Origin of the sequence: Acinetobacter genomosp. 15BJ (assembly GCF_000400715.1) — a bacterium.
Lineage (GTDB): Bacteria > Pseudomonadota > Gammaproteobacteria > Pseudomonadales > Moraxellaceae > Acinetobacter.
The window spans coordinates 335,735-361,961 of sequence record NZ_KE007346.1; the positions used below are offsets into that span (position 1 = coordinate 335,735).

A 26,227-nucleotide genomic window follows, 5' to 3' on the forward strand; every position below is an offset into this window, starting at 1 on the left:
GTTTTAGAGGAGTTGGTTTTGAGTAATGATCGTCGAATCCCTTCATTGACCCCATGTGCAGGGCGTTGTTCAACGGTATTTGGTGATCTGGTCTGCCGTGGCTGTCGCCGTTTTAATCATGAAGTGATTCAGTGGAATACTTATACTGCAGAGCAGCGTTTGATGGTGTGGAAGCGCTTAGATGCGCAACTGGATCAGATCTTGGTGCCTTTATTGCCTCATGCAAATATACAGCATATCGAGGGCTTTATTCAGAATAAGCGAACCCGTGTCTTAGACAGTGCCAGTAAAGGGCGTAAGCTTTACCATGCTTTGAAAATTTGCGAGAAGAATAAACATTTGGCGCATGATAGTGGGCTGGGGATTAGTGATGCGCAAGTTAAACCGATTTGGGATGAATTTGAGCGTCGTGTACTGGCTCTGGCAAAGGCCAGTTATGAATTGGCTTGGTTGCGTGCCGATGGCATCAGCAATACCTTGTTGCGCGCGTTAGAACTAGAAGAAGATGAGATTTAAGAAATCAGATGGTGTCGAAAATTTCATTTCTTATTATAAATAAGTTGTTCAATGTTGACCTAATGGTGCTTATTGGGGAGTGCTGTTTTAACATAATTAAAAAGGCTAGAAAGGCGTATGGCGTTTGGGGTTCGTGCAAAATATTGAGCCATTACTTTGTGGTCGCTCTCCCGAATCAGGCTGATTTGGAAGCCATGGGTGGTGGCGCCATAAGAACGTGCTCCTTTGGTACGGTAGAGTTTTTCACTGATATTGTAAATATGCTGCCCATCACTAAAACGTCGATCACTTAAAACTTTGAGTTGTACAGGATGCTTAAAACGGTACAGCACTTTGAGTTGTTGATAAAACTCGTCATAAACATAAACCTGTTGCTGGTCTGCAAAAAGATAGCTGAAATTTCCGGGGTAGGGTTCATTACTTTGGTGGCCAAGGAGTTGTAATTGTGTCACGTCAACAGGTACTGTCCCCCAAAATTTATGCTCAGCAATATGTGGTAGTGGCTGTTCATTTAAATAATAAGCATGGCCATCTGTTGCTAAATTCAGATCCCGACTAAACCGATTACTACTACTAAGAATTTGGGTCTGTTGTGCATTGAGTCCTTGAAGTTTTTTATCTTGATAATAGACAATATTTTGGTCGTGAATATATTGGTTACTATTTGAAAATGCTTGGCTTTGTTGAGGGTTTAAATCTGTTAAGACATGCGTTTTGTAATAAACCTGTTGATCATCTCTGGCATAAAAATAAATCAGTGCATTGAAGATGGGATGTAATACCGCAGTAAAGTGAGCGGCATTTATGTTGATTAAACGCTGATTTTGAAAGTAAACCTGTAGATTGTCTTTGGTAAAATCATTACCTAAATAAAGAGTCTGTGCTGGATTTAATTGGGGTAGAATGTGGTCTTGCCAGTAAACATGCTGTGATGTTTTGCCGACATTGCTATACAGTTCATCTGCACGATCAGGAAGATTATTTAAAGCTAAACCTGTAAATTGATCAGCCTTGACCTGAGGAAGTAAAAAAGTACCTTGGCCCTGTTTAAAAATATAAACTTGATTTTGAAAGGTTTCAAAATTTGTCCCAAGTATTGCCTGCTTTTGTTTATCTGGCAAATTGACGCTACCATCATTAAATTTATACCACAACAGCTGACCGATAAAAGAACTGAAACTGACTAAAATTGCAAGGATCAATCCTATAGTGATCCATCTCTGTTTACGTTGGATCCTGGTCTGGGCTCGTTGATCTATAACCAAGGTAATATCAATATGAGTTTCCTTGAGAATACCAGTTTTGTTGATCCGTTGAAATTGCTGTTGTTTAGCCTGAGATTCCAGCTTTTTCCAAAACTGTAAAAAATCATTGTGTGCTTGAGTTAACTTGACTGGCCATATCAATGAATTGAAATAAAAATACTGTCGATAGGGTTTGGCTTTGCTCAGGAGATTAAGGCTGTGAATTTGCGCCTGCTGCTGCCGGAGCTGTATTTGAATCAGATCTTGCCAAGTGAAAAAATCAACTTGATTTGAGCGGTCTACTGAGATTCCTTGTTGATACAGCTTAAATGTGATTGGGTGTCTATAGTACTTCTGATATAGCAGGTTATAGAGGTAAAGAATGGGTACTAGTAAGCCGAACATCAAAGCAATACTGATGAGCTGGGCAAAGAAGGGCAGGAATTGATAAAGATAGTACAGGCTTAAATCATAACTAAAGTAAACGAGTAAGAGCCAAGTCAGTATGATCATCAATAAAAACAGCGTAAAAGATGCAATTTTCATTTGAAAGATGGGCAGTGTGACCTGCACTAAAATAGAGGATTTTTTGATCATTGGCTCATTAAAATTAGTTATGCAAAATGAATGTTGTTTACGTTTTCTTTTTTGAGCATAACCGATAAAACAAAAAAAAGGATGCAGAAGCATCCTTTTTTATTAACGCTAATCGAAATTAACGTTTGATGTCGCGCTGTGTCGAGCCTGTATAAAGCTGACGTGGACGACCGATCTTGTAAGGACCGCTGTGCATTTCTAACCAGTGGCTGATCCAACCAACTGTACGTGCAAGCGCGAAGATCACCGTAAACATACCTGTTGGGATACCAATCGCTTTTAAGATGATACCTGAGTAGAAGTCTACGTTCGGGTAAAGCTTACGTTCAACGAAGTACGGGTCGTTAAGCGCAATGCGCTCAAGTTCCATTGCAAGTTGCAATTGTGGATCGTTGATGCCTAATGCAGCCAGTACTTCGTCACAAGTTTCTTTCATGACTTTCGCACGTGGGTCAAAGTTTTTATAAACACGGTGACCGAAGCCCATGAGTTTAACTTCTTTGCGTTTTACTTTTTCCATGAATTCAGCAACGTTTTCTACGCTACCAATTTCATCTAACATTTTAAGTACAGCTTCGTTTGCGCCACCGTGAGCAGGTCCCCAAAGTGCAGAGATACCAGCAGAGATACATGCATATGGATTCGCACCAGTAGAACCAGCAAGACGAACTGTAGAAGTAGAAGCATTTTGTTCATGGTCAGCATGAAGCGTGAAAATACGATCCATTGCACGAGCAAGAACAGGATTTACTTTGTAATCACGGTCAGCAGGAGTAGCAAACATCATGTGTAAGAAGTTTTCTGCATAACCAAGGTCATTACGTGGGTAAATGAATGGTTGACCTACAGTGTACTTGTAGCTCCACGCTGCAAGTGTAGGGATTTTCGCGATTAAACGAATTGCAGTAATTTCACGGTGGTTAACATCTTCGATGTCTAAGCCATTGTGATAGAACGCAGATAATGCACCAACAACACCAACCATGATTGCCATAGGGTGAGCGTCACGACGGAAACCATTGAAGAAGCGGCTTACTTGATCGTGAACCATCGTATGGTTACGTACTTTCGCATCAAATTCTGCTTTCTGTTCAGCATTTGGAAGCTCGCCATTAAGTAATAAGTAGCAAGTTTCTAAGTAGTCTGCTTGAGTCGCTAATTGATCAATTGGATAGCCACGGTGTAATAACACACCTTTGTCACCATCAATGAATGTGATCTTAGATTCGCAAGCCGCTGTCGCCATAAAACCAGGATCGAAAGTAAAGTGACCTGATGCTAATACATCTTTAACGTCAATTACATCTGGGCCTAATGTGCCGCTGTAAATTGGTAATTCAATTTCTTTGCCATCAAGCTGTAATACGGCTTTTTTGCCAGTTGCTGCAGACATTCAATAGATCTCCTGTCCTGGTGAATGATTATCTGACTCGAAATACTAATCTTGTCATGTGCGAATCAGACGGTGTCAAAATTTGCTATAAGATTAGTGGTTACTAAAATTTTGTCAATTATACTTAGGGATAAAAAATGACGTTGCTACAGTCAATTAGTCATTCAGTATCGAAGAAAAAACTGAGTAAAATCACAGCACCGGTCGAGTATAATATGTCAAATCAAGTTTCAGGTGCATAAAAAAAATGAAGCATCAGTCCAATTGTAAGTAAATTTTTATTTGGGTCAGATGTTGCTGCTTATAAAATAAATACTTATCACGCTTGTGATGCTTCTGTTTATTAAGGTTTGAAGTAAACTGTTCATTCAAAAATCATCTAAAAGCGCTCACTGTGGAGAGATAATTGATTCATTATGGTGCGATTAACTGTATAAAAAATGACTGATTAATTTTAGTTAATCGATTGATGAAAATATATTATTAATTGATTATATTTAATATATAAATGAGGGGTATTATTTTTAACTATATATAAAGCTGAAAAAATCGGCTGCTTTAACGTTGAAAGGGGTGCTTATTTGTGAAATAACAAGAAAAGAATTTATAAAATTAAAAAGTATCTATAAAAAATAGTATTTTATTTTTATCATTACAAAACAAATAGATAGTTGTTTTTAGTAAAGCTTGGCGTATTTATCGCCGTTATTATGCGTGTGAATGATTCTTATTTAAAGTTTTTTTCGACTAAAGCGAAAGTTGATTGTTTGTATTTTGATATTTCACGTTTTATAATTCGGTGTCGTTATATAGGTTAGGCATGTGCTGTGCTTGCCTAACAATGCCAGCTTTCCTTTGAATTAAGTCAAACAAACTCCAGATGGAGTTTCTACCTACAGGATGCCCGCTGTGAAAAGCAACAGACCTGTCAATTTGTCCATGGGTCAGGTATTAGCGGTAAATTTACGCTCACCCGTGGCTATTGCCTCAATTCTACACCGTCTATCAGGTGTAATCGTTTTCGTATTAGTTGCAGTTCTTTTATGGATTTTGGATAAGTCTTTATCTTCTCCAGAAGGATTTGACTACGTTAAAAATGTCGTTTTCGGAAATATCATTGTACGTTTCATCGTATGGGTATTTGTAGCTGGCTTGATTTTCCACTTTATCGCAGGTGTGAAGCATTTACTTGCTGACCTCGGTTTTGCTGAAGAACTTCAAAGCGGTCGTATTGCTGCTACAGTTTCATTGATCTTGTCTGCGGTTGGTATTGTCGCAGCATTCGTATGGATTATGTTCTGATGAAAAGTGCTACAGGTTTAACAGGTTCAGGTTCTCGCGATTGGTATATCCAACGTGTCAGTGCTGTAGTGTTAGCTGCATACACTGTGGTTTTGTTTGGCTGGATCCTTTGCAATAGCGGATTTGGCTATGAACAGTGGGCTGGCTTTATGCTGACTTTGCCGATGAAGATTTTCTCTTTATTAGCAGTGTTAGCGCTCGTTGCACACGCTTGGATTGGTATGTGGCAAGTCTTTACTGATTATGTAACGACTCGTCAAATGGGCCCTTCAGCTTCAGGTTTACGCCTTGTACTCACTTCTGCTGTCATTATTTCAGTGTTCGTGTACGCAATCTGGGGTATCCAGATTTTCTGGGCAAATTGATAGGAAGAGATCATGGGCGCAATTAACCCTAAAGAAGATTATTCAAATATTCAAAACCTCACTTTCGATGCAGTTATCGTTGGTGGTGGTGGTTCTGGTATGCGTGCTGCTTATCAACTTGCTCAAGCAGGTTTAAAAGTTGCAGTATTAACCAAAGTGTTCCCAACACGTTCGCATACAGTTGCCGCTCAAGGTGGTATTGGTGCGTCGTTAGGTAACATGCAAGAAGATAATTGGCATTATCACTTCTATGACACGGTTAAAGGTTCTGACTGGTTAGGCGATCAGGACGCAATCGAGTTCATGACACGTGAAGCGCCAAAAGTTGTGTATGAACTTGAACACTTAGGGATGCCTTTTGACCGTAACGAAGATGGTACGATTTATCAGCGTCCATTTGGTGGTCACTCTGCAAACTATGGTGAAAAAGCAGTTCCACGTGCGTGTGCTGCCGCTGACCGTACAGGCCATGCGTTACTTCATACGTTGTATCAAAGCAACGTGAAAATGGGTACTCAGTTCTACGTTGAATGGATTGCATTAGATTTAATCCGTAACGAAGCAGGTGATGTACTCGGTGTAACGGCGATTGACCAAGAAACGGGTAACATCGCAGTATTCCAAGCGAAAGCAACATTATTTGCTACAGGCGGTGCGGGTCGTGTGTACCGTGCATCTACCAATGCTTATATCAATACTGGTGACGGCCTTGGTATGGCTGCTCGTGCAGGTATTCCATTACAAGATATGGAATTCTGGCAATTCCACCCTACAGGTGTTGCGGGCGCAGGCGTATTGTTAACTGAAGGTTGTCGTGGTGAAGGTGGTATCCTTCGTAACAAAGACGGCGAACCATTCATGGAACGTTATGCACCAACTTTAAAAGACTTGGCGCCACGTGACTTCGTATCACGCTCTATGGACCAAGAAATTAAAGAAGGTCGTGGTTGTGGTCCTAAGGCGGATTATATCTTATTGGATATGACTCACTTAGGTGCTGAAACCATCATGAAACGTCTTCCGTCTGTATTTGAGATCGGTAAGAAGTTTGCGAACGTTGACTGTACGAAAGAGCCAATTCCTGTAGTACCAACAATCCATTATCAAATGGGTGGTATTCCGACCAATATTCATGGCCAAGTGGTTGTACCACATGGTGTGGAAGAAGGTGAGTTCTCTGCAAGCTACAACAAAGACACCAAAGAGTATCATTATGTCGGTACTCGTGATTACGTAAAACCTGTGAAAGGGTTCTATGCAATTGGTGAATGTTCTTGCGTATCAGTACATGGTGCAAACCGTTTAGGTACCAACTCATTGCTTGACCTTGTGGTATTCGGTAAAGCAGCGGGTGAGCACATCATTGACTATGTAACTAAACATCATGGTGATGATTATCAACCGCTTCCGACTGATGTATTGGTAAATACATTAGAGCGTATTCGTAAGTTAGATGATTCAACTACGGGTGAAAACGCGCAAGAAGTTGCTGATGCAATCCGTGACATCGTACAAGATCACGCCGGTGTATTCCGTACTCAAGCATTGCTTGATAAAGGTGTAAAAGAAATTCTTGCGATTGAGCCACGTGTTCGTAACATTCATTTGAAAGACAAATCTAAAGTATTTAACACTGCGCGTGTTGAAGCATTAGAAGTTGAAAACTTGTATGAAGTTGCGAAGGCGACTCTGATTTCTGCTGCTGCACGTAAAGAATGTCGTGGTGCGCATACAGTTGTTGACTATGAGTTAGCACCTGATCATCCAACTTATTCTTACGGTCGCCGTGATGATGAATGGATGAAGCATACTTTATGGTATTCATCAGACAACCGTCTTGAATATAAGCCGGTACGTTTCAGCCCGTTAACGGTTGAAGCAATTGAACCTAAGCCACGTACATTCTAATCGGGAGAACAAAGATGAGTAGAGGCACTCGTACATTCGAAATCTACCGCTATGATCCTGATAAGGATAAAGCGCCGTACATGCAAACTTTCAAGCTTGAGTTGACCGATAAGCATCGTATGTTGCTTGATGCGTTACTTGCGTTGAAAGTACAAGATGAGACATTAACATTCCGTCGCTCTTGCCGTGAAGGTATTTGTGGTTCGGATGGTGTGAACATCAATGGTAAAAATGGTTTAGCGTGCTTGTGGAACTTGAACGATTTACCAGAGAAGATTGTGATCCGTCCTTTACCTGGTTTACCAGTGGTAAAAGACTTGGTTGTAGACATGAACCAGTTCTATGATCAATATGACAAGATTCAACCGTTCTTGATCAACAATCAGCCTGCACCTGCGAAAGAACGTTTACAGTCTCAAGCAGAACGTGAACATTTAGATGGTCTATATGAATGTATTCTTTGTGCATGTTGTTCAACGTCATGCCCATCATTCTGGTGGAACCCTGATAAGTTCCTTGGACCGTCTGCATTGTTAAATGCATACCGCTTCATCATTGACTCTCGTGATACAGCAACACAAGAGCGTTTGGCTCGTTTAGACGATCCATTCTCTTTGTTCCGTTGTAAGGGAATCATGAACTGTGTCTCTGTATGTCCTAAAGGTTTGAACCCGACAAAGGCAATTGGTCACATTCGTAATATGTTGTTAGATCAAGCGGGTTAATCCACTTTTTCTAATGCAAAAAAGGAGCCCCAAAAGGGGCTTCTTTTTTTATTGGGATTTGATCCATGACTGAGCTTGGTTAAAAAGTGTTTACTTGGCAAAATAAGGCTTGAATTTCAGTAATTCGACCTTAAATAATTTATAGATTTTGCTGTTAAGACAAATCATGAGAATCGATATATTTAAAATATTGGTTTATTTTTCATCAAACTGAATAAGGTTTGTGCAAGATTTGTAGAGAATGTTTATTTTTGATCGATTGGAGTGCAACTTTTATCAAAAGGGCGGTATATTAGAATATAATTTGATATGTGTATTTCGCTGCTTTATAGATGGTATGTGTCAAAAAAATCAATCCCTGCTTGAGAACATGATAGGATTTCTGCCACAAATGAAATCAAAAAATAAACAGATTCTGGATGTTATCGATCGATAATGCCTTAGAGATTTGTACAGATTTCATGGAAAAAGTCAATTTAGAAAAGTTAAAAATCTAGTTAATTTTTCTAAAATGATTTGCAAAAAATTGCTCGATTTCATCGAGTATGAAAAATGAGTTATATGCCTTGAATTGAAGGCGTATAGCTCATTTGTTACATCAAAGGGAATACTCCTGATGTGTAGTAATAATGTCTCAGGGTTGGATGATCTTGAGTAGTAGTGTCGTGTTTACCAATTTGACACTATGAATCATGGGTGTGCTTAAAAGGCAGCCTGTATTATTTTTTGCAATAGGAAATGGGTCCAAAAATGCAAGAAGTTGCTGACGCATCGCGTCTTGACACTGAACTTTCCGCTGATAGTGCAGCGTATATTGAAGAGCTATACGAGCAGTACCTAACTTCTCCAACCTCAGTGTCAGAGGATTGGCGTGAATATTTCGATAAATTCCCTAAAGGTGATCAACCACACGGCAGTGTGCGCGAGCAATTCCTCCTTTTGGGACGTAATGCAAGCCGAGTTCAGCCTGTCGTACAAAGCACTGTAAGTACAGAACATGAGCGTCGTCAAATTGGTGTATTACAACTCATCGCTGCTTACCGTAACCGTGGTCATCAAAAAGCTAAACTCGATCCATTAGGTCTTGCGAAACGCGAAGACGTTCCTGACCTCGATTTATCCGCACACGGTTTAACCAAGTCAGATCTTGATACTGTATTTAATACAGGCAACCTCGCAATTGGAAAAGCAGAAGCAACATTGTCTGAGATGGTTGAGGCAATGGAAGCGACTTACTGTAGTTCAGTTGGCGTTGAATATATGCATATCGTTGACACTAAAGAGAAACGTTGGATTCAACAACGTTTGGAAAGTGTTCGCGGTAAATTTAACTATACCAGTGATCAGAAGAAAGGCTTCCTTGAGCGTTTAACTGCTGCAGAAGGCTTAGAAAAGTATCTTGGTAATAAATTCGTTGGCGCGAAACGTTTTGGTGTAGAAGGCGGTGAGTCTTTTATTCCAATGATGAACGAAATCATTCAACGTGCAGGTAGCGTCGGTTGTAAAGAAGTTGTGATTGGTATGCCACACCGTGGTCGTCTCAACCTTCTTGTTAACATTATGGGTAAAAACCCAGCTGACCTTTTTGGTGAGTTTGAAGGTAAAAGCCTACATAAGAAAGGTTCTGGTGACGTTAAGTATCACCAAGGTTTCTCTTCAAACGTAATGACTCCAGGTGGCGAAGTTCACTTAGCATTAGCGTTTAACCCATCACACTTAGAGATCGTTGGCCCTGTAGTTGAAGGTTCGGTTCGTGCGCGTCAAGTTCGTCGTAAAGACATTGGCGGTGATGACGTTCTTCCAGTGATTGTACATGGTGATGCTGCATTTGCGGGTCAAGGTGTAAACCAAGAAACCTTCCAAATGTCACAAACACGTGGCTATACAGTGGGCGGTACAGTCCATATCGTGATTAACAACCAAGTTGGTTTCACGACATCTGACCCACGCGATACACGTTCTACAGAATACTGTACTGACGTTGCTAAAATGATCCAATCACCGATTTTCCATGTGAATGGTGATGATCCTGAAGCTGTGATTTTCGTAACTCAGCTTGCACATGATTTCCGTCATACTTTCCGTAAAGATGTCATTTTAGACTTGTTCTGCTACCGTCGTCGCGGTCATAACGAGGCGGATGAACCATCTGCAACTCAGCCATTGATGTATCAAGTGATCAACAAGAAAGCGACTACACGTACCTTGTATGCTGATCAATTGGTTCAAGAAAAAGTGCTCGATCGCGCAAGCGCCGATGCAATGGTTGAAGGCTACCGTTCTGATTTGGAAGCGGGTAACCATGTTGCCAATGCTTTAGTTCGTGAACCAAACAAAAAAATGTTTGTCGATTGGACACCATATTTGGGTCATGAATATACAGACCTTTGGGACACAACATTCAGCATCGATCGTTTGAAAGAACTTGGTTTAACCATGAATACATTACCAGAAGGTTTTGTATTACAGCGTCAAGTTCAAAAAGTCATTGATGATCGTGTGAAAATGCAAACAGGTGAAATGCCACTCAACTGGGGTGCTGCAGAAACTTTAGCGTATGCGACTTTACTTGATGATGGTTTCTTGGTTCGTATTACGGGTGAAGACGTGGGTCGTGGTACATTCTCACACCGTCACGCCAAATTACATAACCAAGTCGATGGTTCTGTTTATATTCCACTTTGCCATATCAAAGAAAATCAGCCACGTACTGCGGTTTATGACTCTTTATTGTCAGAAGAAGCGGTTCTTGCATTTGAATACGGCTATTCAACGACATTGCCAAAAAGCTTGATCGTTTGGGAAGCTCAATTTGGTGACTTCGCTAACTGTGCACAAGTTGTAATTGACCAGTTTATCGCTTCGGGTGAAACCAAGTGGGAGCGTGTTTGTGGTCTAACAATGTTGTTACCACACGGTTATGAAGGTCAAGGTCCAGAGCATTCATCTGCACGTTTAGAGCGTTTCTTACAGCTCTGTGCTGAAGACAACATGCAAGTGATGACACCAACGACGCCTGCACAGATTTTCCATGCATTACGTCGTCAGGCAGTTCGTCCGATTCGTAAGCCGATGATCGTGATGTCGCCAAAATCTTTATTGCGTCATAAACTTGCGACTTCAACTTTAGATGAATTAGCAAATGGTTCATTCCAAACTGTGATCGATGAAGTTGATCAAATCAACAAAGCTGACGTAACTCGCTTAGTGCTTTGTGGCGGTAAGGTTTATTACGATTTACTCGAAAAACGTCGTGAGCTTGGTTTAAACCATATCGCGATTGTTCGTATCGAGCAGTTATATCCATACCCAGAACAACGCTTAGCTGAAGTGATGGCAGCTTATCCAAACATTCAAGAACTTGTTTGGACACAAGAAGAGCCGAAGAACCAAGGCGCTTGGTTATTCATCGTTCCTCGTTTGTATGAAGATGTTCTTAAATCTGGTAAACAAATCCGTATTAGCTATGCTGGTCGTGAAGCATCTGCCGCACCTGCTTGTGGCTCGCCATACTTGCATGCAAAACAACAAGCTCAGCTTATCAATGACGCACTTGCGATTGAAGTTGAACAATCAGGAGATTCTAAATAATGGCAACCGAAATTAAAGCACCGGTATTTCCAGAGTCAGTTGCTGACGGTACGATCGCAACTTGGCACAAGAAAGTAGGTGAACCTGTATCACGTGATGAAGTGATCTGTGACATTGAAACCGATAAAGTTGTTTTAGAAGTGGTTGCTCCAGCTGATGGTAGCTTAGTTGCAATCATCAAAGGTGAAGGCGATACAGTTCTTTCTGACGAAGTGATTGCTCAATTCGAAGCTGGTGCTGTTTCTGCAGCTGCTCCTGAAGCTGCTGCTCCAGCCGCGGCTGCTCCTGCTGCATCTGCGCCAGCAGCTGCATCAACTCAAGCTGTTGATTCAAACCAAGCACCTGCAGTTCGTAAAGCATTGTCTGAAACAGGTATCAATGCTGCTGACGTACAAGGTACAGGCCGTGGTGGTCGCATCACTAAAGAAGATGTTGCTAGCCATCAAGCTAAACCTGCTGCATCAGTTCAACCATTAAGCGTTGCTGTCGGCGAGCGTATCGAGAAACGTGTTCCGATGACACGTTTACGTAAGCGTGTTGCTGAGCGTTTATTGGCTGCGACACAACAAACTGCAATGTTAACAACGTTCAACGAAGTTAACATGAAGCCAATCATGGAAATGCGTAAGCAATATAAAGATGCTTTCGAAAAGCGTCATGGTGCTCGTTTAGGCTTTATGTCTTTCTTTGTTAAAGCAGCGACTGAAGCATTAAAACGCTACCCAGCAGTGAATGGCTCTATTGATGGTGATGATATTGTTTATCACGGTTACTATGACATCGGTGTTGCTGTTTCTTCTGACCGTGGTTTAGTTGTGCCAATCCTTCGTGATACTGACCGTATGAACTATGCAGAAGTGGAAAACGGTATCCGTGATTACGCTTTTAAAGCGCGTGACGGTAAATTAGGTATCGAAGACATGACTGGCGGTACGTTCACGATTACCAATGGTGGTACTTTCGGTTCATTATTATCTACGCCAATTTTGAATACGCCGCAAACAGCGATCTTGGGTATGCATAAAATCCAAGAACGTCCTATGGCGGTCAATGGTCAAGTTGAAATCTTGCCAATGATGTACTTAGCGCTTTCTTATGACCACCGTTTAATCGATGGTAAAGAAGCTGTAGGTTTCTTGGTAACAATCAAAGAATTGTTAGAAGAACCAGCTAAACTCATTCTTGATCTTTAATACTACAAATATTGCCTCCCATATAAAGTGATCCTTTATATGGGATTTTGGAGATAAAAATGTCTCAACAGTTTGATCTTGTTGTCATTGGCGGTGGGCCTGGTGGTTATGAAGCGGCGATTCGTGCAGCTCAACTTGGTTTCAAAGTCGCTTGTATCGAAAAACGTATTCACAATGGTAAGCCATCTTTAGGTGGTACATGTTTAAACGTTGGTTGTATCCCTTCTAAAGCATTGCTTGACTCTTCTCACCGTTACGAAGCAACTATTCATGAACTTGCTGAACACGGTATCACGACAGGTGAAGTTAAATTTGATTTAGACACTTTGTTGGCACGTAAAGACAAAGTTGTAGATCAATTGACTGGTGGTGTTGCTCAATTACTTAAAGGTAATGGTATCGAGTGGTTACAAGGTACTGGTAAATTACTTGCAGGTAAAAAAGTAGAATTCACACCGTTTGAAGGTGAAGTACAAGTTTTAGAACCGAAGTACGTCATTCTTGCGACGGGTTCTGTACCTGTAAATATTCCTGTAGCACCTGTTGATGAAGACTTAATTGTTGATTCAACTGGCGCATTGAAATTCTCAGAAGTTCCTAAGCGTCTAGGTGTAATTGGTGCTGGTGTTATCGGTCTAGAACTTGGCTCTGTATGGCGTCGTCTTGGTTCAGAAGTTGTTGTGTTTGAAGCATTAGATGCATTCTTACCAATGGCAGACAAGGCGTTGGCGAAGGAATATCAAAAAATCTTGAAAAAACAAGGTTTAGATATCCGTATTGGTGCAAAAGTTTCTGGTGCTGAAACCAATGGTCAAGAAGTAACGGTTAAATACAACCAAGCTGGCGAAGACAAAGAACAAGTTTTTGACAAGCTTATCGTTTGTGTAGGCCGTAAAGCATATGCAGAAGGTTTATTGGCTGAAGATTCAGGCATTAAATTGACTGAGCGTGGTTTGGTTGATGTAAATGACCAATGTCAAACATCTGTAGATGGTGTTTACGCGATTGGTGACTTGGTACGCGGTCCAATGCTTGCACATAAAGCAATGGAAGAGGGCGTAATGGCTGTAGAGCGTATTCACGGTCACGCAGCTCAAGTGAACTATGACACGATCATTAGCGTTATTTATACACATCCAGAAGCAGCTTGGGTTGGTTTAACTGAAGAACAAGCAGCTGAAAAAGGTCACGAAGTTAAAGCAGGTCAATTCCCATTTGCGGTGAATGGTCGTGCGTTGGCTGCTGGTGATACTGCAGGTTTTGTGAAATTCGTTGCTGATGCGAAAACAGATCGTCTTTTAGGTATGCACGTTGTGGGTCCTAATGCATCTGATATCGTACACCAAGGTATGATCGCGCTTGAATTTGTTTCTTCTGTTGAAGATTTACAATTGATGACTTTCGGTCACCCGACTTTCTCTGAAGTTGTACATGAAGCAGCGCTTTCTGTTGACGGTCGTGCAATCCACGCGATTCAACGTAAGCGTAAGTAAATATAAAGTGTGGTTCACCACACTTTTTTTGAATGATGATGATTGTCTTATTTAGACAATCATTTATTCAATATGTAGCAGTCTGATTTTAAGAAGATCAAGGCTGTATCACTACAAACAACATAGTAGGTAACTAAATGAACTTACATGAGTATCAAGCTAAAGCGTTATTGAAAGAATATGGCATGCCAGTACAAGAAGGTATCTTGGCAACAAATGCAGACGAAGCAGTTGCTGCATTTGAACAGCTTGGTGGTAAATTCGCTGTAATGAAAGCGCAAGTTCATGCTGGTGGTCGTGGTAAGGCTGGTGGCGTTAAAGTTGCAAAATCTAAAGAAGATGTTATCGAATTTGCAAACAATATCATTGGTACTCGTCTTGTAACGTATCAAACAGATGCAAACGGTCAACCAGTTAACAGCATTATCGTTGCTGAAGACGTTTATCCAGTTGAGCGTGAGCTTTACTTGGGCGCGGTTGTAGACCGTTCTAGCCGTCGTATTACTTTCATGGCTTCTACCGAAGGTGGTGTAGAAATCGAGAAAGTTGCAGAAGAAACGCCTGAAAAAATTATCAAAGTTGAAGTTGATCCTTTAGTTGGTTTACAACCATTCCAAGCGCGTGAAGTTGCGTTTGCTTTAGGTTTGAAAGACAAGCAAATCAGCCAATTCGTAAAAATTATGGCTGCTGCTTACCAAGCATTTGTTGAAAATGACTTTGCATTATTCGAAATTAACCCACTTTCAGTTCGTGAAAATGGCGATATTTTATGTGTAGATGCGAAAGTAGGTATCGACTCTAACGCGCTTTACCGTTTACCTAAAGTTGCTGCTTTACGTGACAAGTCTCAAGAGAATGAGCGTGAATTAAAAGCATCTGAATTTGATCTTAACTATGTTGCTTTAGAAGGTAACATCGGTTGTATGGTTAACGGTGCAGGTCTTGCAATGGCAACTATGGACATCATCAAACTTTATGGTGGTCAGCCTGCAAACTTCCTTGACGTTGGTGGCGGTGCAACGAAAGAGCGTGTAATCGAAGCGTTCAAAATCATCCTTGCTGATACTTCTGTTCAAGGTGTTTTAATCAACATCTTCGGTGGTATCGTACGTTGTGACATGATTGCTGAAGCAATTATTGCAGCGGTTCAAGAAGTAAATGTAACTGTACCAGTTGTTGTTCGTTTAGAAGGTAACAACGCTGAGTTAGGTGCTAAATTACTTGATGAATCAGGTTTGAAATTAATTTCTGCGAACGGTTTATCTGATGCCGCAGAAAAAGTTGTAGCTGCAGTTAAAGCGTAAGGAGTATCAATCATGAGCGTATTAATTAATAAAGACACTAAAGTATTGGTACAAGGTTTTACTGGTAAAAACGGTACTTTCCACTCTGCACAAGCTTTAGACTACGGTACAAAAGTTGTTGGTGGTGTTACTCCAGGTAAAGGTGGTACAACTCACCTTGACCTACCAGTATTCAACACAATGAAAGAAGCTGTACGTGAAACAAATGCTGATGCATCTGTAATCTATGTACCAGCTCCATTTGTTTTAGACTCAATTGTTGAAGCAGTTGATTCAGGTGTTGGCCTGATCGTTGTGATCACTGAAGGTGTTCCAACAATCGACATGCTTAAAGCTAAACGCTACTTAGAAACTAACGGTAACGGTACTCGTTTAGTTGGTCCTAACTGCCCAGGCGTGATCACTCCAGGTGAATGTAAGATCGGTATTATGCCTGGTCACATCCACCAACCAGGTCGTATTGGTATCATCTCACGTTCAGGTACATTGACTTATGAAGCTGTTGCTCAAACAACTAAGCTTGGTTTAGGTCAGTCTACTTGTATCGGTATTGGTGGTGACCCAATCCCAGGTATGAACCAGATTGAAGCACTTCAATTGTTCCAAGACGATCCAGATACTGATGCAATCATCATGATCGGTGAGATCGGTGGTACAGCGGAAGAAGAAGCTGCTGAATTCATCAAATCTAACGTGACTAAGCCTGTAGTCGGTTACATCGCGGGTGTAACTGCGCCTAAAGGTAAGCGTATGGGTCACGCTGGTGCGATCATTTCTGGTGGTCAAGGTACTGCTGAAGAGAAATTCGCTGCATTTGAACGTGCGGGAATGGCTTACACTCGTAGCCCCGCTGAGCTTGGTTCTACTATGTTGCAAGTTTTAAAAGAGAAAGGTTTAGCGTAATACGTTAGATTTTAATCTTTAAAAAACCCCAATGGAAACATTGGGGTTTTTTTATTGAATATGATTATTGGTGTACCCAAAGACCTTGTTCACCTACAAAATAGGTACGGTAATCTTCTACTTCAAAATTATAAACAGGGCAACGGAATGTAGGAATTTTTTCGAGATTACTACTCACCTTAGCACGTATATTTTCATAATTTTCCTGAAAATCTTTGTAAAGCGGATAATCATCTGGATAATCTATATGCCTATAATTTCCTAAGAAAATATCTTTAGAAATATTTAGGCCATAATCACTTTCTATATCTCCACCAGCAACTAGATAATCATCTTTATTGAAATATATGATCGTATCAAATGGTTTATTATCATCTATTGAAGACCCACTCACAAAACCATAATCACGATTAATATCTTGTACAGGTGCAATACTAACTACTTCATAACCTGCTCCATCGCCATATTCGAGATTAGATACTATAATTTGATCATATATCCTTAAGTCTCTTGCGATTTGCCAATTTTTGCTCCGTGCATTGATTTGGTCAATATTACTGACATTGTCCCAACCCTCAATAAATACACTATTTTCTACGTAAATAGGATGTCCACCAGTGAGATAAATCATCTCATATATATCTCGACAAATATCATTTTCCTCATCATCGGGATAAATACGTTTTCTAATAATCAGTTCATAGATTTCTTCTGATTCAGCCTTAAAGGTATTAATAACCCGTTTATGTTCAAGAATTGAACCATCCCCATGTTCAGGGCTAGATAAAACCATATCCCCAATTTTAATATCTTGAATCGGTACTAAACCCTTATCGGTATGTACTAATGTCCCTGCACAAAAACCATGTGTATTCATTTTTATTCCTTATTTTGTATAAAAAAAGAGCCTTATGGCTAAGACTCTTTATAGATCAAAAAAACTTACTCAGCTTTTGGTTTTAACCCTTGAGTCAAGCCATTGATATCACCACCTTGCAGACCAAGTTCATTCATCAGGCTATCAATTAAGGGTGCTTGTGAACGGTAGCGTAGGGCACTATTTACCACTTGATCAGATAAAGAGGTTTGACTATTTTCAACCGTATCACTACCGACAGTACCGCCACCTGCAAAGCTACTTAGACCATTCACTTGTAAAATCTTGATGTCATCAATATTTTCCATTGGTTTAACACTTTCACGAATGATCTCTGGTAAATGCTTTAATAGTGCCAAGCGCACTTGCATTTCTACCTGTTCAGCAGACAAGGTATTGGCTGCTTCATTCACCGCACGCGCACCTTCCGCATCGACTTGATATTGTTTTTCCAATGCTTGAGCAAGTAGGATTTTTGCATCCGCCTCACCTTTCGCTTTTAAACGAATTTTTTCAGCATCTGCTTCTGCTGCAATACGTACTGCTTCTGCTTCATCGGCAGCGGCTTTTTTACCAGCATCAGCAGCCACTGTAATCGCAATCGCTTCTTTCTCTGCCGTTTGTTTAGCTGCAACCAACTCGACTGCTTTTTGACGCTCAGCACGTTGTGTTTCACGTACCGTCACAACTTCTTCCTCTGCTTTTACCGCTTCGGCACGGGCCTTGTCAGCTTGCGCTTTGGCTTCTGATTCAGCACGTGATTTTTCAGCAATCGCAATGGCGCGGTCTTGCTCAGCCAATTCAATCGTTTTCTTCTGTTCGACCTGTGCTTTTTGAATGAGCTGTGCTTTTTGGATATTTTCATTCTCTACATCACGAGCAGAAGCAATTCGCTTTAGCTCCACTTCACGCTCAGCAGCAATTTGAGCTTCTTCAGCCTCACGTTTTTTACCAGCTTCTTGAGAGGCGATTTCTGCGGTTTGTTCAGCTTTACGAATCGAGATTTCACGCTCTTGTTGCAACTTTGCATATTCTTCTTCACGCGAAATTTCTAAACGAGCACGTTCTGCTTGTAAGTTCTTGGCACGAATCGCAAGATCAGCATCTTGTTCAATATCATTACGTTTCTTGCGACGGTCTTCAATGGTTTCAGTCAGCTTGGTTAAACCTTCTGCATCGAAGGCATTTTGTGGGTTAAAGAATTTAAAGCTAGTTTGATCTAGCCCCGTTAAGGATACAGTTTCAAGCTCTAAACCATTTTTGGATAAATCTTCTGAGACGACTTGTTGAACTTTTTGTACAAAATCGACACGCTTTTCATGTAGTTCTTCCATCGCCATTTCAGCGGCAACAGCACGCAACGAATCGACAAATTTACCTTCGACTAGATCTTTAAGCTCTGGTGGAGACATAGTTTTACGCCCCAGCGTTTGGGCTGCGGTTGCAATCGACTCTGCAATCGGTTTTACGCGAACATAGAACTCAGCCATGACATCAACACGCATACGATCACGGGTAATCAACGCTTGATCCGCAGCACGCTTTACCTCTAAACGTAAGGTATTCATATTCACGGGAATAATTTCGTGTAATACGGGAAGAACAATCGCACCACCGTTTAGAATCACTTTCTCGCCACCAAAACCGGTGCGGACAAAGGAGACCTCTTTACTTGAGCGGGTATAGAGACGGGCGATAATAATGCCAATAAAAATCAGTGCTGCAAAAATAACACCAGTAATAATTAAAATTTCAGTCAATGCTGAATTCAACATGTAAACACCCTCATGTAGTCATAAATATAAAAATTAAGCAGCAATCGCTTGGAATCCAATTTTGGTTCTTTGCGTTAAAATCACGTCTTGTCCTTGATGAAAAACCAGATCAAGTTCGGGTTCAACCAAGACGTAGTGGGTTTGGCCAAATTGGTCTTTAACTTTGGCCTGTGCAGGGGAGTTGGGTTTAGCATCCCCTAAAATGATGTGTGCAGTTCTGCCAATTAAATCATCTGCCTGAATTGCAGTAGTTTCATCTTTAGGAATTATTTTGGCCACTAAGGCAGCGCTATAACGTACCAGTGGCATACAGAGAAATAAGCAGGCAGGTGCAATGATCCAAGCAGAGAGGTAATGTTCGGTAAATTGATAGAATAGGTCTTGGATGATTAAACCTGTGAGTGCATACACGGTTAAAAAGATGATCAGCCAGATGAGTAAGGGAACTTTACCCAAATACAGCCATTCCAAAAACTGAGTCAGAACAGAATCAGGTTGTTCTACAGAGATATCTGCATGATCAATATCGGTAAGACTATCTGGTAAAAATTGTTCCAAAAAGCTAGAACTACCGCCGAATAATAATAGAATGAATTCGAGCAGGCCAATAAACAGGCACAGCATTAAAGCAATGCTAAAAATCAGGTTAGAAGGATGTGTTAAAAGATCCCAGATCATCGCGATTACTCTTATTTCTTTTAGCGTTAATTAACAAATTTTTTATAAAAATAAAACAGTTATAAGAGTAAAGCCAATACGCCTAAATTTCAACCCAAATTGACCACATTCTTGCAGACGAAAAAAAACGCAATGATTGGGGTGATCAATGCGTTGAACAACGAATCTGTTTAAAACAGTTTCGGTTGAAAGGAGAAATGTCATAAGATTAGTGTTAACTAACCTACGGACTCATAGTATGAAAAAACCTGACTAAGTTCATCGGTATTCATGTTAACTACTGTTAATTGATGTTAATAAGTGACGAAAATTGTTAGTTTTTTATTTTTTAATGAAGTTCTAAAATTAAACTTAAATCAAAGGTTTAAAATAAAAAAGCCCAAATATGGGCTTTTTATATGAAAAGTAACGTAAATTAGAATTTAAATAATCCAATTCCCGCTTTCACTTCATCCAGTGTTTGTTGAGTAATGATACGGCACTTTTCAGTTCCTTGTTTGAGTACATCCATAATGTAATCTGGATCTTTTTCTAACTCGGCACGACGTTCACGAATCGGTGCAATCAACTCTTGTAAGACACCTTCCAAGCGCTTTTTGACAGTACCGTCACCGAGACCACCACGACGATAATGTGCTTTTAACTCTTCCACTTCTTCTTTGTTTGGATCGAAAGCATCAAGATAAGTAAATACGATGTTACCTTCAACCTGACCCGGGTCTTCAATACGAAGATGATTCGGATCGGTATACATTGCATTGACAGCTTTTTTGATGTCTTTATCCGTAGCATTCAACACAATGGTATTGCCCAAAGATTTTGACATCTTCGCTTTGCCGTCAAAACCAGGTAAGCGTGCCATATTTGACAGTAGGGCTTTACATTCTGGTAATAGATCATGGCCAATTTGACGGTTAATACGACGTACCACTTCGTTGGTTTGTTCGATCATTGGGAGTTGATCTTCACCAACAGGAACTACAGTCGCTTTAAATGCAGTAATGTCTGCTGCCTGTGCAATTGGGTAGCACAGGAAGCCTGCTGGAATATCACGCTCAAAATTACGTAATTGAATTTCAGCTTTTACAGTAGGGTTACGCTCTAAACGTGCAACAGTCACGTAATTGAGGTAAATCATGGTCAATTCATTCAGCGCAGGTAAGCAAGACTGTACACAAATTGTGGTTTTGCTTGGGTCAATCCCGACAGCAAGATAATCGAGTGCAACTTGCAGGATGTTGTTGCGAACTTTATCTGGATTATCAGCATTGTCTGTCATTGCTTGAGCATCTGCTAATAACAGATGTTGATGATGGCTATCTTGCAGACCTACACGAGAACGTAATGAACCGACAAAATGTCCAAGGTGGAGTTGTCCCGTTGGACGGTCGCCTGTCAAAATGATGGGACGTTGATCAATATTACTCATGATATGTTCCAAGATTCAGTAATTTCATAGATATAAGATTGATATTATTGTACGAGAAATAAATTTTTTTCGTCAGCGATTATTTTAACTTTTTCTTAAAATCATATTGTGATTTCACCGCGTGATTCTACAATAGCCTTATAAATACAAACTAGGAAATAAAAATGGCGAGTGGTTTATTACTATTACTTGATGATATTGCAACAATTTTAGATGATGTAGCAGTCATGAGTAAAATGGCAGCAAAGAAGACAGCAGGCGTGTTGGGTGATGATTTAGCCCTTAATGCACAACAAGTCAGTGGTGTTCGTTCAGATCGTGAGTTACCTGTGGTTTGGAGTGTTGCTAAAGGTTCATTCGTTAATAAATTAATTCTCGTTCCATTGGCCTTAATGATTAGTGTGGTTGCCCCTTGGTTGATTAATCCATTACTTATGCTTGGTGGTCTATTCCTCTGTTATGAAGGGGTAGAGAAAGTCGTGCATATGCTGTTTCACAAAAAAGCCAAAACAGTAGAGGAGGCCAGTGAAAACCTACAACAAGTCGAGGTCGATTTAGCCAAATTTGAAAAAGAAAAAGTAAAGGGAGCGATACGAACAGACTTTATTCTTTCCGCTGAAATTGTGGTGATTTCGTTAGGTACAGTTGCAACAGCTGCATTTATGACTAAAGTGACAGTATTAAGTATTATTGCAATCGTCATGACTGTCGGGGTATATGGCCTAGTTGCAATGATCGTAAAAATTGACGATTTAGGTTTATATCTTACACAACAAGCTTCTGAATTAAAAAATAAAATCGGTCGTGGTTTACTTGGTTTTGCTCCAATTTTAATGAAAACACTTTCAATTGTTGGAACGGTTGCAATGTTTTTAGTAGGCGGGGGTATTATTTCGCATACCATTCCTTTATTGCATCATTTTACTGAAGAAACGGTTGATCATTTAGAGCTCATTCCAAGTGTTGGTTCAATCATTGGTGCTTTAACACCAACCTTGATTAACTTAGGCATTGGTTTGCTTGCAGGTGCTGTTGTTCTGATCATTGTTACACTCATTCAGAAGGTTTGGTCGAAAGCCAAAACATCTACTTAAACCTAGGTCGTCATCATCAGAATTATGTGAGGTAATTATGCGTTGGAAAGGTCGTCGAGTCAGTACCAATGTAGAAGACCGCCGTGGTGGTGGCGGTGCGAAAGCAGGTGGTATTAGTATTATTGGACTAGTGGTTGCTTTCGTGGCTTGGAAGTTTTTTGGGGTTGACCCTCAGCAAGCCTATCAAGCGACACAAGCTGTAACAGCACAGTCTTCTCAGCAAGGCAGTGCACCACAGAATTTGACTGCTGAACAAAAAGAAGCCAGTGATTTTGTTGGTACAGTTTTGGCTGATACAGAAGATACATGGACACCAATCTTTCAGCAGATGGGGATGACTTATAAGCCGCCAAGCTTAGTACTCTTCAGTGGTGTGGTTCGATCAGGGTGTGGTACAGCGCAGGCTGCAATGGGACCTTTTTATTGTCCGGCTGATCAGAAAGTTTATATTGATACCTCATTCTTTAAAGAAATGCGTCAGCAAATGGGTATTTCTGGGGAACAAAATCAAACTGAACTTTCTCGTCAAGATCAGGCGGGGGATTTTGCTCAGGCTTATGTTATTGCGCATGAAGTTGGACATCATATCCAGAATCTATTAGGAATCTCTGGTCAGGTGCAACAAGCACGAGCACAGGCAAGTCAAGCACAAGGTAATCAACTCTCTGTACGCTTAGAATTACAGGCAGATTGTTTTGCAGGAATTTGGGCACATCAGAATCAAAAACGTACGCAGTTCCTTGAACAAGGTGATATTGAAGAAGCAATGGATGCAGCAGAAAAAATTGGAGATGACTATTTACAGCGTCGTGCGACTGGACAAGTTGTGCCAGATAGTTTTACTCATGGTACCAGTGAACAACGGATGCAGTGGTTCCAGATCGGTTTAAAATCAGGTGATATGAATCAGTGTAATACTTTTAAATAGGATAAAAAAGGAGCATTGCTCCTTGATTTTTATACGGAAGATATACGAATGAGAAGAAGAATTAACGTAAAATAAGAGCGTCTATGCTGAATTGAGGATGATTGGTTTATTGTTGTGCCTAAACCATTTGTTAATATAAATTAAATAATAAGATGGATGAATTACAGCATAGGCCTTCACTCTTTATTCAATTGCAAAGTATTTTAAATTTTATCATTTATTGAAATCATAAAATTTAAATAAAGTTTATGTTGTTAAAATTGAATAAATAAAGAGGTCGTATGGGTAACTTTTTTCTTTTGCAAGCATTGACGGTCATTTTTGCTTTATCCATTGCGACGACCATTTTTAATAAATGAATTTTGGGTTTCCCTCAGGCCATTGGTGTTCCAATTGTCTCAGCTATTTTTGTCTTTATTTTGCAGTGGGGCGCCAGCTTATTAAATGGCAATCAGTTTATTACAATTAATATTCATAATATTGAAGCAGCTGTAAGAAGTATTGATTTTTATGATTTTCTAATCAATGGTGTTATTTGTTTTATTTTAACTTCATCCGCACTAAAATTTAAAATTTCAGACCTGAGAAATTATTGGAAGCCGATTAGTATTTTAGCCACAATAGCATTGGTGTTGTGTGCAGGATTTTATGCCGGATTATTGTACTTATTTCAATGGTTAGTTGGTTATCCAGTCCCAATTGGTGTTTTATTATTATTGGGAGCGGCACTTGGAGCAACAGATCCAATTGGCGTTAAAGGTGTATTAAGTTCTATTCGGGCACCACACCATTTGATTGTAAAACTAGAAGGTGAGTCTTTATTTAATGATGCAATGTGTATTGCCTTATTTATGACGCTATTAAAAGTTTTACAGGGGGAGCATTTTTCATTATTGGCAACCATAGAAACTCTATTATATGAAATCTTTGTTGCAGTGATTATTGGTTTTGCTTTTGGTTTTGCGATCTTACGTTTACTGCGTGGTAAACATGAGATGGAGTCCCTTATTCTCACTACGGCTTTGCTTGCAAGTGGTTCGTATTTAGTTGCTCTCTTTGCACATGCATCTGCACCGATTGCCTGTGTCATTGGCGGTTTGATTGTTGGTAATAAATGGCAGGAAATTCGCGAGCAGCGAGAAATTCGAGAAGTGAATCATTTTTGGCATACAGTTGAGGGTATTATCAATTCATTCCTGTTTACTTTGATCGGTTTAGAGCTGTTTATCCTTGATTTGAGTGCCAATTTAATTATTGGCGGAATCATTGCCTTTATTATCCTGCATTTATCACGTTTTGCAGCAAATTTTGCTGCTTTCGCATTATTTCCGTCATTCCGTAATAAAAGCTATAACGGAAGTTTAGCTATTCTTTCGTGGGGTGGTGTCCGCGGAGGGATTTCATTGGCGTTGATCCTTGCGGTGGCAAATATTCCAGAATTGAGCCAATACAGTAGTATCCTGATTGGTTACACTTTTATTAGTGTCTTGCTCTCTGGGGTGGTCTGTGGTCTAGGCTTACCCGCTGTGATGAATGCATTCTATTACAATCCGAGTGAAGAGACCCAAGGGTTGAAGGGCTTCTACCAACGTATGTGCAATAAGATGAATCGTCGTGGTTTTAAATATATCGTTGATGAGGATAGCTTGGGTAGAGAAACGATTACCATCTATAATCCTGAAATTTTATTGGATCAGAAAACTGAAGACGGTGTTGCAACAATGCATCATCCAAATAAGAGAGAAGAAGTTAAGCGATTAGAGAATCCTGATAATTTTTAATTGCATATTTTTGTTTTTTGTTAAAAAAGCCTTTTTTAAAAAAGGCTTTTTATTTAGCCAATAAAATAAAAATTAAACTGTTTTTGAATTTTAATTAAATAGTAATTTAAAAGTTTTATTTTTTATTTAAATAATTTATTTAAAAAGTTTGTTAAATTAAATTTAAATACCTTTTGGGAATCTAGTTATTAAATTTTTTATATTTGTTTAGAAGTGTAATTTTTATGATTGCTAGGAAAAGCTATTTTATTTTTTAATCTTTTAAATCATGATCTTATTTTGTTGTGAAAAAAAATTACAATGTAAGTTTGTTTTTTTATTTTGTGCGCTATTTAACATTTATTTTGTTTGATTTAAAGTGGTGCTGTGAACTCTATCACTTAGAAACAATAATTTAAACTTAAGTTAATAATGTAATTAAGAATTGATTAAGAATTAATAATTTATAATGAGGAATATAACCATGTCTCAAATACAGATTATTTCCAAGGAAAGTCATCAAACCCTTGTAAATACGACGGGAAAAACAGCAACATTACCCTCTGAACCTTCAGTTGTATTAATTAAGGTCTCTGCAAATGATATTTCAGTTGTTAAGAGAGATGGTGTAAATGCGGTTGTAGTATTAAAAAATGGCGAAACAATCGTTATTCATAATTTCTTTAATAATAGTGAGGTAGCAGATAACAGCCTTGTACTGCAGGGCGAGGATAATCAATTAGTCTGGGCACACTTTAAAGATATGGAAAGTGACGCTGACGCTGACGCTGACGCAGATGCGGATGCTGATGCTGACTCGGATGATGATGATCATGAAGGGGCTGTTTTTTTAGAAGAAACACCAGCAGTAGTACCAGAAGCGGCGGCGGCACCTGTTGAAGCAGCAACATTGCAGCCAATTCAGGCAGTAGAACCATTGCTTTATGCAGGTGAGGCATCGAGTGGTTTTAGTCCATGGTTGTGGGCTTTACCTGTACTTGCTATTGGCGGGATAGCCGCAGCAGCAAGTGGCGGCGGTGGAGGTGGGGGCAATAACGACAACAATACAGATACCACACCACCAAATACGGATGGCGTAAAATTTAATATTGATCCAGTCACTGCAGATAACGTTTTGAATGCGGCAGAATC

Annotated in this window: 19 protein-coding genes and 1 pseudogene; 14 read left to right on the top strand and 6 right to left on the bottom strand. The window is 39.9% G+C overall.

The genetic code is table 11. The annotated features are described in order from the left end of the window. The first annotated feature begins 18 nt into the window (after positions 1–18). Positions 19–516: a DUF1289 domain-containing protein gene (locus F896_RS15035; protein WP_032882069.1), complete on the top strand. Its 498-nt coding sequence runs from the start codon at positions 19–21 to the stop codon at positions 514–516. Between the two features lie 59 nt (positions 517–575). On the opposite strand, the gene F896_RS15030 is transcribed toward F896_RS15035, so the two are convergent. Next, positions 576–2,357: a DKNYY domain-containing protein gene (locus tag F896_RS15030; RefSeq protein ID WP_016162799.1), complete on the bottom strand. Its 1,782-nt coding sequence runs from the start codon at positions 2,355–2,357 to the stop codon at positions 576–578. A gap of 118 nt (positions 2,358–2,475) precedes the next feature. After that, entirely contained in the window at positions 2,476–3,750 is a 1,275-nt protein-coding gene (gene gltA, locus F896_RS15025; RefSeq protein WP_004652200.1) for a citrate synthase, read from the bottom strand. A gap of 900 nt (positions 3,751–4,650) precedes the next feature. Here gltA and sdhC point away from each other — a divergent pair. The 9 genes from sdhC (at position 4,651) to sucD (ending at position 16,534) form a co-directional block, all read left to right on the top strand. Further along, positions 4,651–5,052 (top strand): succinate dehydrogenase, cytochrome b556 subunit, encoded by a 402-nt coding sequence (gene sdhC, locus F896_RS15020; protein WP_050559707.1) that lies wholly within the window; start codon positions 4,651–4,653, stop codon positions 5,050–5,052. Next, complete coding sequence (gene sdhD / locus F896_RS15015; RefSeq protein WP_005243783.1) at positions 5,052–5,417, top strand: succinate dehydrogenase, hydrophobic membrane anchor protein; 366 nt, start codon at positions 5,052–5,054, stop codon at positions 5,415–5,417. Before sdhC ends, sdhD begins: the two co-directional genes overlap by 1 nt. Before the next feature lie 12 nt (positions 5,418–5,429). After that, the gene (locus F896_RS15010) at positions 5,430–7,325 is read left to right on the top strand and encodes an FAD-dependent oxidoreductase (protein WP_005150339.1); all 1,896 of its coding nucleotides are present in this window, start codon (positions 5,430–5,432) and stop codon (positions 7,323–7,325) included. 14 nt (positions 7,326–7,339) lie between these two features. After that, on the top strand, positions 7,340–8,050 hold the full coding sequence (locus F896_RS15005) for a succinate dehydrogenase iron-sulfur subunit (RefSeq protein ID WP_016162800.1): 711 nt from the start codon (positions 7,340–7,342) through the stop codon (positions 8,048–8,050). Between the two features lie 750 nt (positions 8,051–8,800). Then, entirely contained in the window at positions 8,801–11,641 is a 2,841-nt protein-coding gene (locus F896_RS15000; RefSeq protein ID WP_016162801.1) for a 2-oxoglutarate dehydrogenase E1 component, read from the top strand. Then, positions 11,641–12,834, top strand: coding sequence for a 2-oxoglutarate dehydrogenase complex dihydrolipoyllysine-residue succinyltransferase (gene odhB, locus F896_RS14995; RefSeq protein WP_016162802.1), 1,194 nt, complete (start codon positions 11,641–11,643; stop codon positions 12,832–12,834). Before F896_RS15000 ends, odhB begins: the two co-directional genes overlap by 1 nt. A gap of 59 nt (positions 12,835–12,893) precedes the next feature. Beyond that, positions 12,894–14,327, top strand: a complete 1,434-nt coding sequence (gene lpdA, locus F896_RS14990; protein WP_016162803.1) for a dihydrolipoyl dehydrogenase — start codon at positions 12,894–12,896, stop codon at positions 14,325–14,327. Positions 14,328–14,464: 137 nt separating this feature from the next. Continuing rightward, a complete protein-coding gene (sucC, locus tag F896_RS14985) occupies positions 14,465–15,631 on the top strand; it encodes an ADP-forming succinate--CoA ligase subunit beta (RefSeq protein ID WP_003655470.1) in 1,167 nt (388 codons plus the stop codon). A gap of 12 nt (positions 15,632–15,643) precedes the next feature. Continuing rightward, positions 15,644–16,534, top strand: coding sequence for a succinate--CoA ligase subunit alpha (sucD, locus tag F896_RS14980; protein WP_003655479.1), 891 nt, complete (start codon positions 15,644–15,646; stop codon positions 16,532–16,534). A gap of 64 nt (positions 16,535–16,598) precedes the next feature. Here the strand turns inward: sucD and F896_RS14975 are convergent, their stop codons facing one another. From F896_RS14975 to trpS, 4 genes are all read right to left on the bottom strand, one after another. Next, the gene (locus F896_RS14975; protein WP_016162804.1) at positions 16,599–17,411 is read right to left on the bottom strand and encodes a hypothetical protein; all 813 of its coding nucleotides are present in this window, start codon (positions 17,409–17,411) and stop codon (positions 16,599–16,601) included. A 65-nt stretch (positions 17,412–17,476) separates the two neighbouring features. Beyond that, positions 17,477–19,186, bottom strand: a complete 1,710-nt coding sequence (locus tag F896_RS14970; RefSeq protein WP_016162805.1) for a flotillin family protein — start codon at positions 19,184–19,186, stop codon at positions 17,477–17,479. Positions 19,187–19,219: 33 nt separating this feature from the next. After that, positions 19,220–19,864, bottom strand: coding sequence for a YqiJ family protein (locus tag F896_RS14965; RefSeq protein WP_016162806.1), 645 nt, complete (start codon positions 19,862–19,864; stop codon positions 19,220–19,222). Between the two features lie 415 nt (positions 19,865–20,279). Then, positions 20,280–21,293 (bottom strand): tryptophan--tRNA ligase, encoded by a 1,014-nt coding sequence (gene trpS / locus F896_RS14960; protein WP_004652187.1) that lies wholly within the window; start codon positions 21,291–21,293, stop codon positions 20,280–20,282. Positions 21,294–21,457: 164 nt separating this feature from the next. Here trpS and F896_RS14955 point away from each other — a divergent pair, with 164 nt between their 5' ends. From F896_RS14955 to F896_RS21110, 4 genes and pseudogenes are all read left to right on the top strand, one after another. Further along, positions 21,458–22,387 carry a DUF808 domain-containing protein gene (locus F896_RS14955; RefSeq protein ID WP_016162807.1) on the top strand — a complete coding sequence of 310 codons (930 nt, stop codon included), beginning with the start codon at positions 21,458–21,460 and terminating at the stop codon, positions 22,385–22,387. A gap of 37 nt (positions 22,388–22,424) precedes the next feature. Then, on the top strand, positions 22,425–23,315 hold the full coding sequence (locus tag F896_RS14950) for a KPN_02809 family neutral zinc metallopeptidase (protein WP_016162808.1): 891 nt from the start codon (positions 22,425–22,427) through the stop codon (positions 23,313–23,315). Between the two features lie 281 nt (positions 23,316–23,596). After that, a pseudogene (locus F896_RS14945) lies at positions 23,597–25,096 on the top strand (cation:proton antiporter). A 463-nt stretch (positions 25,097–25,559) separates the two neighbouring features. After that, positions 25,560–26,227 (top strand): BapA/Bap/LapF family prefix-like domain-containing protein (locus F896_RS21110; RefSeq protein WP_016162810.1); only part of this gene is annotated, 668 nt, incomplete at its 3' end.

Excerpts from the sequence above, each read along its gene's own strand:
- F896_RS14970 (WP_016162805.1), bottom strand. The coding sequence starts at position 19,186 with ATGTTGAATTCAGCATTGACTGAAATTTTAATTATTACTGGTGTTATT.
- odhB (WP_016162802.1), top strand. The coding sequence starts at position 11,641 with ATGGCAACCGAAATTAAAGCACCGGTATTTCCAGAGTCAGTTGCTGAC.
- F896_RS15030 (WP_016162799.1), bottom strand. The coding sequence starts at position 2,357 with ATGATCAAAAAATCCTCTATTTTAGTGCAGGTCACACTGCCCATCTTT.
- F896_RS14950 (WP_016162808.1), top strand. The coding sequence starts at position 22,425 with ATGCGTTGGAAAGGTCGTCGAGTCAGTACCAATGTAGAAGACCGCCGT.
- sucC (WP_003655470.1), top strand. The coding sequence starts at position 14,465 with ATGAACTTACATGAGTATCAAGCTAAAGCGTTATTGAAAGAATATGGC.
- F896_RS14965 (WP_016162806.1), bottom strand. The coding sequence starts at position 19,864 with ATGATCTGGGATCTTTTAACACATCCTTCTAACCTGATTTTTAGCATT.
- sucD (WP_003655479.1), top strand. The coding sequence starts at position 15,644 with ATGAGCGTATTAATTAATAAAGACACTAAAGTATTGGTACAAGGTTTT.
- F896_RS14955 (WP_016162807.1), top strand. The coding sequence starts at position 21,458 with ATGGCGAGTGGTTTATTACTATTACTTGATGATATTGCAACAATTTTA.
- F896_RS15000 (WP_016162801.1), top strand. The coding sequence starts at position 8,801 with ATGCAAGAAGTTGCTGACGCATCGCGTCTTGACACTGAACTTTCCGCT.
- lpdA (WP_016162803.1), top strand. The coding sequence starts at position 12,894 with ATGTCTCAACAGTTTGATCTTGTTGTCATTGGCGGTGGGCCTGGTGGT.
- F896_RS15005 (WP_016162800.1), top strand. The coding sequence starts at position 7,340 with ATGAGTAGAGGCACTCGTACATTCGAAATCTACCGCTATGATCCTGAT.
- sdhD (WP_005243783.1), top strand. The coding sequence starts at position 5,052 with ATGAAAAGTGCTACAGGTTTAACAGGTTCAGGTTCTCGCGATTGGTAT.
- gltA (WP_004652200.1), bottom strand. The coding sequence starts at position 3,750 with ATGTCTGCAGCAACTGGCAAAAAAGCCGTATTACAGCTTGATGGCAAA.
- F896_RS15010 (WP_005150339.1), top strand. The coding sequence starts at position 5,430 with ATGGGCGCAATTAACCCTAAAGAAGATTATTCAAATATTCAAAACCTC.
- sdhC (WP_050559707.1), top strand. The coding sequence starts at position 4,651 with ATGCCCGCTGTGAAAAGCAACAGACCTGTCAATTTGTCCATGGGTCAG.
- F896_RS14975 (WP_016162804.1), bottom strand. The coding sequence starts at position 17,411 with ATGAATACACATGGTTTTTGTGCAGGGACATTAGTACATACCGATAAG.
- trpS (WP_004652187.1), bottom strand. The coding sequence starts at position 21,293 with ATGAGTAATATTGATCAACGTCCCATCATTTTGACAGGCGACCGTCCA.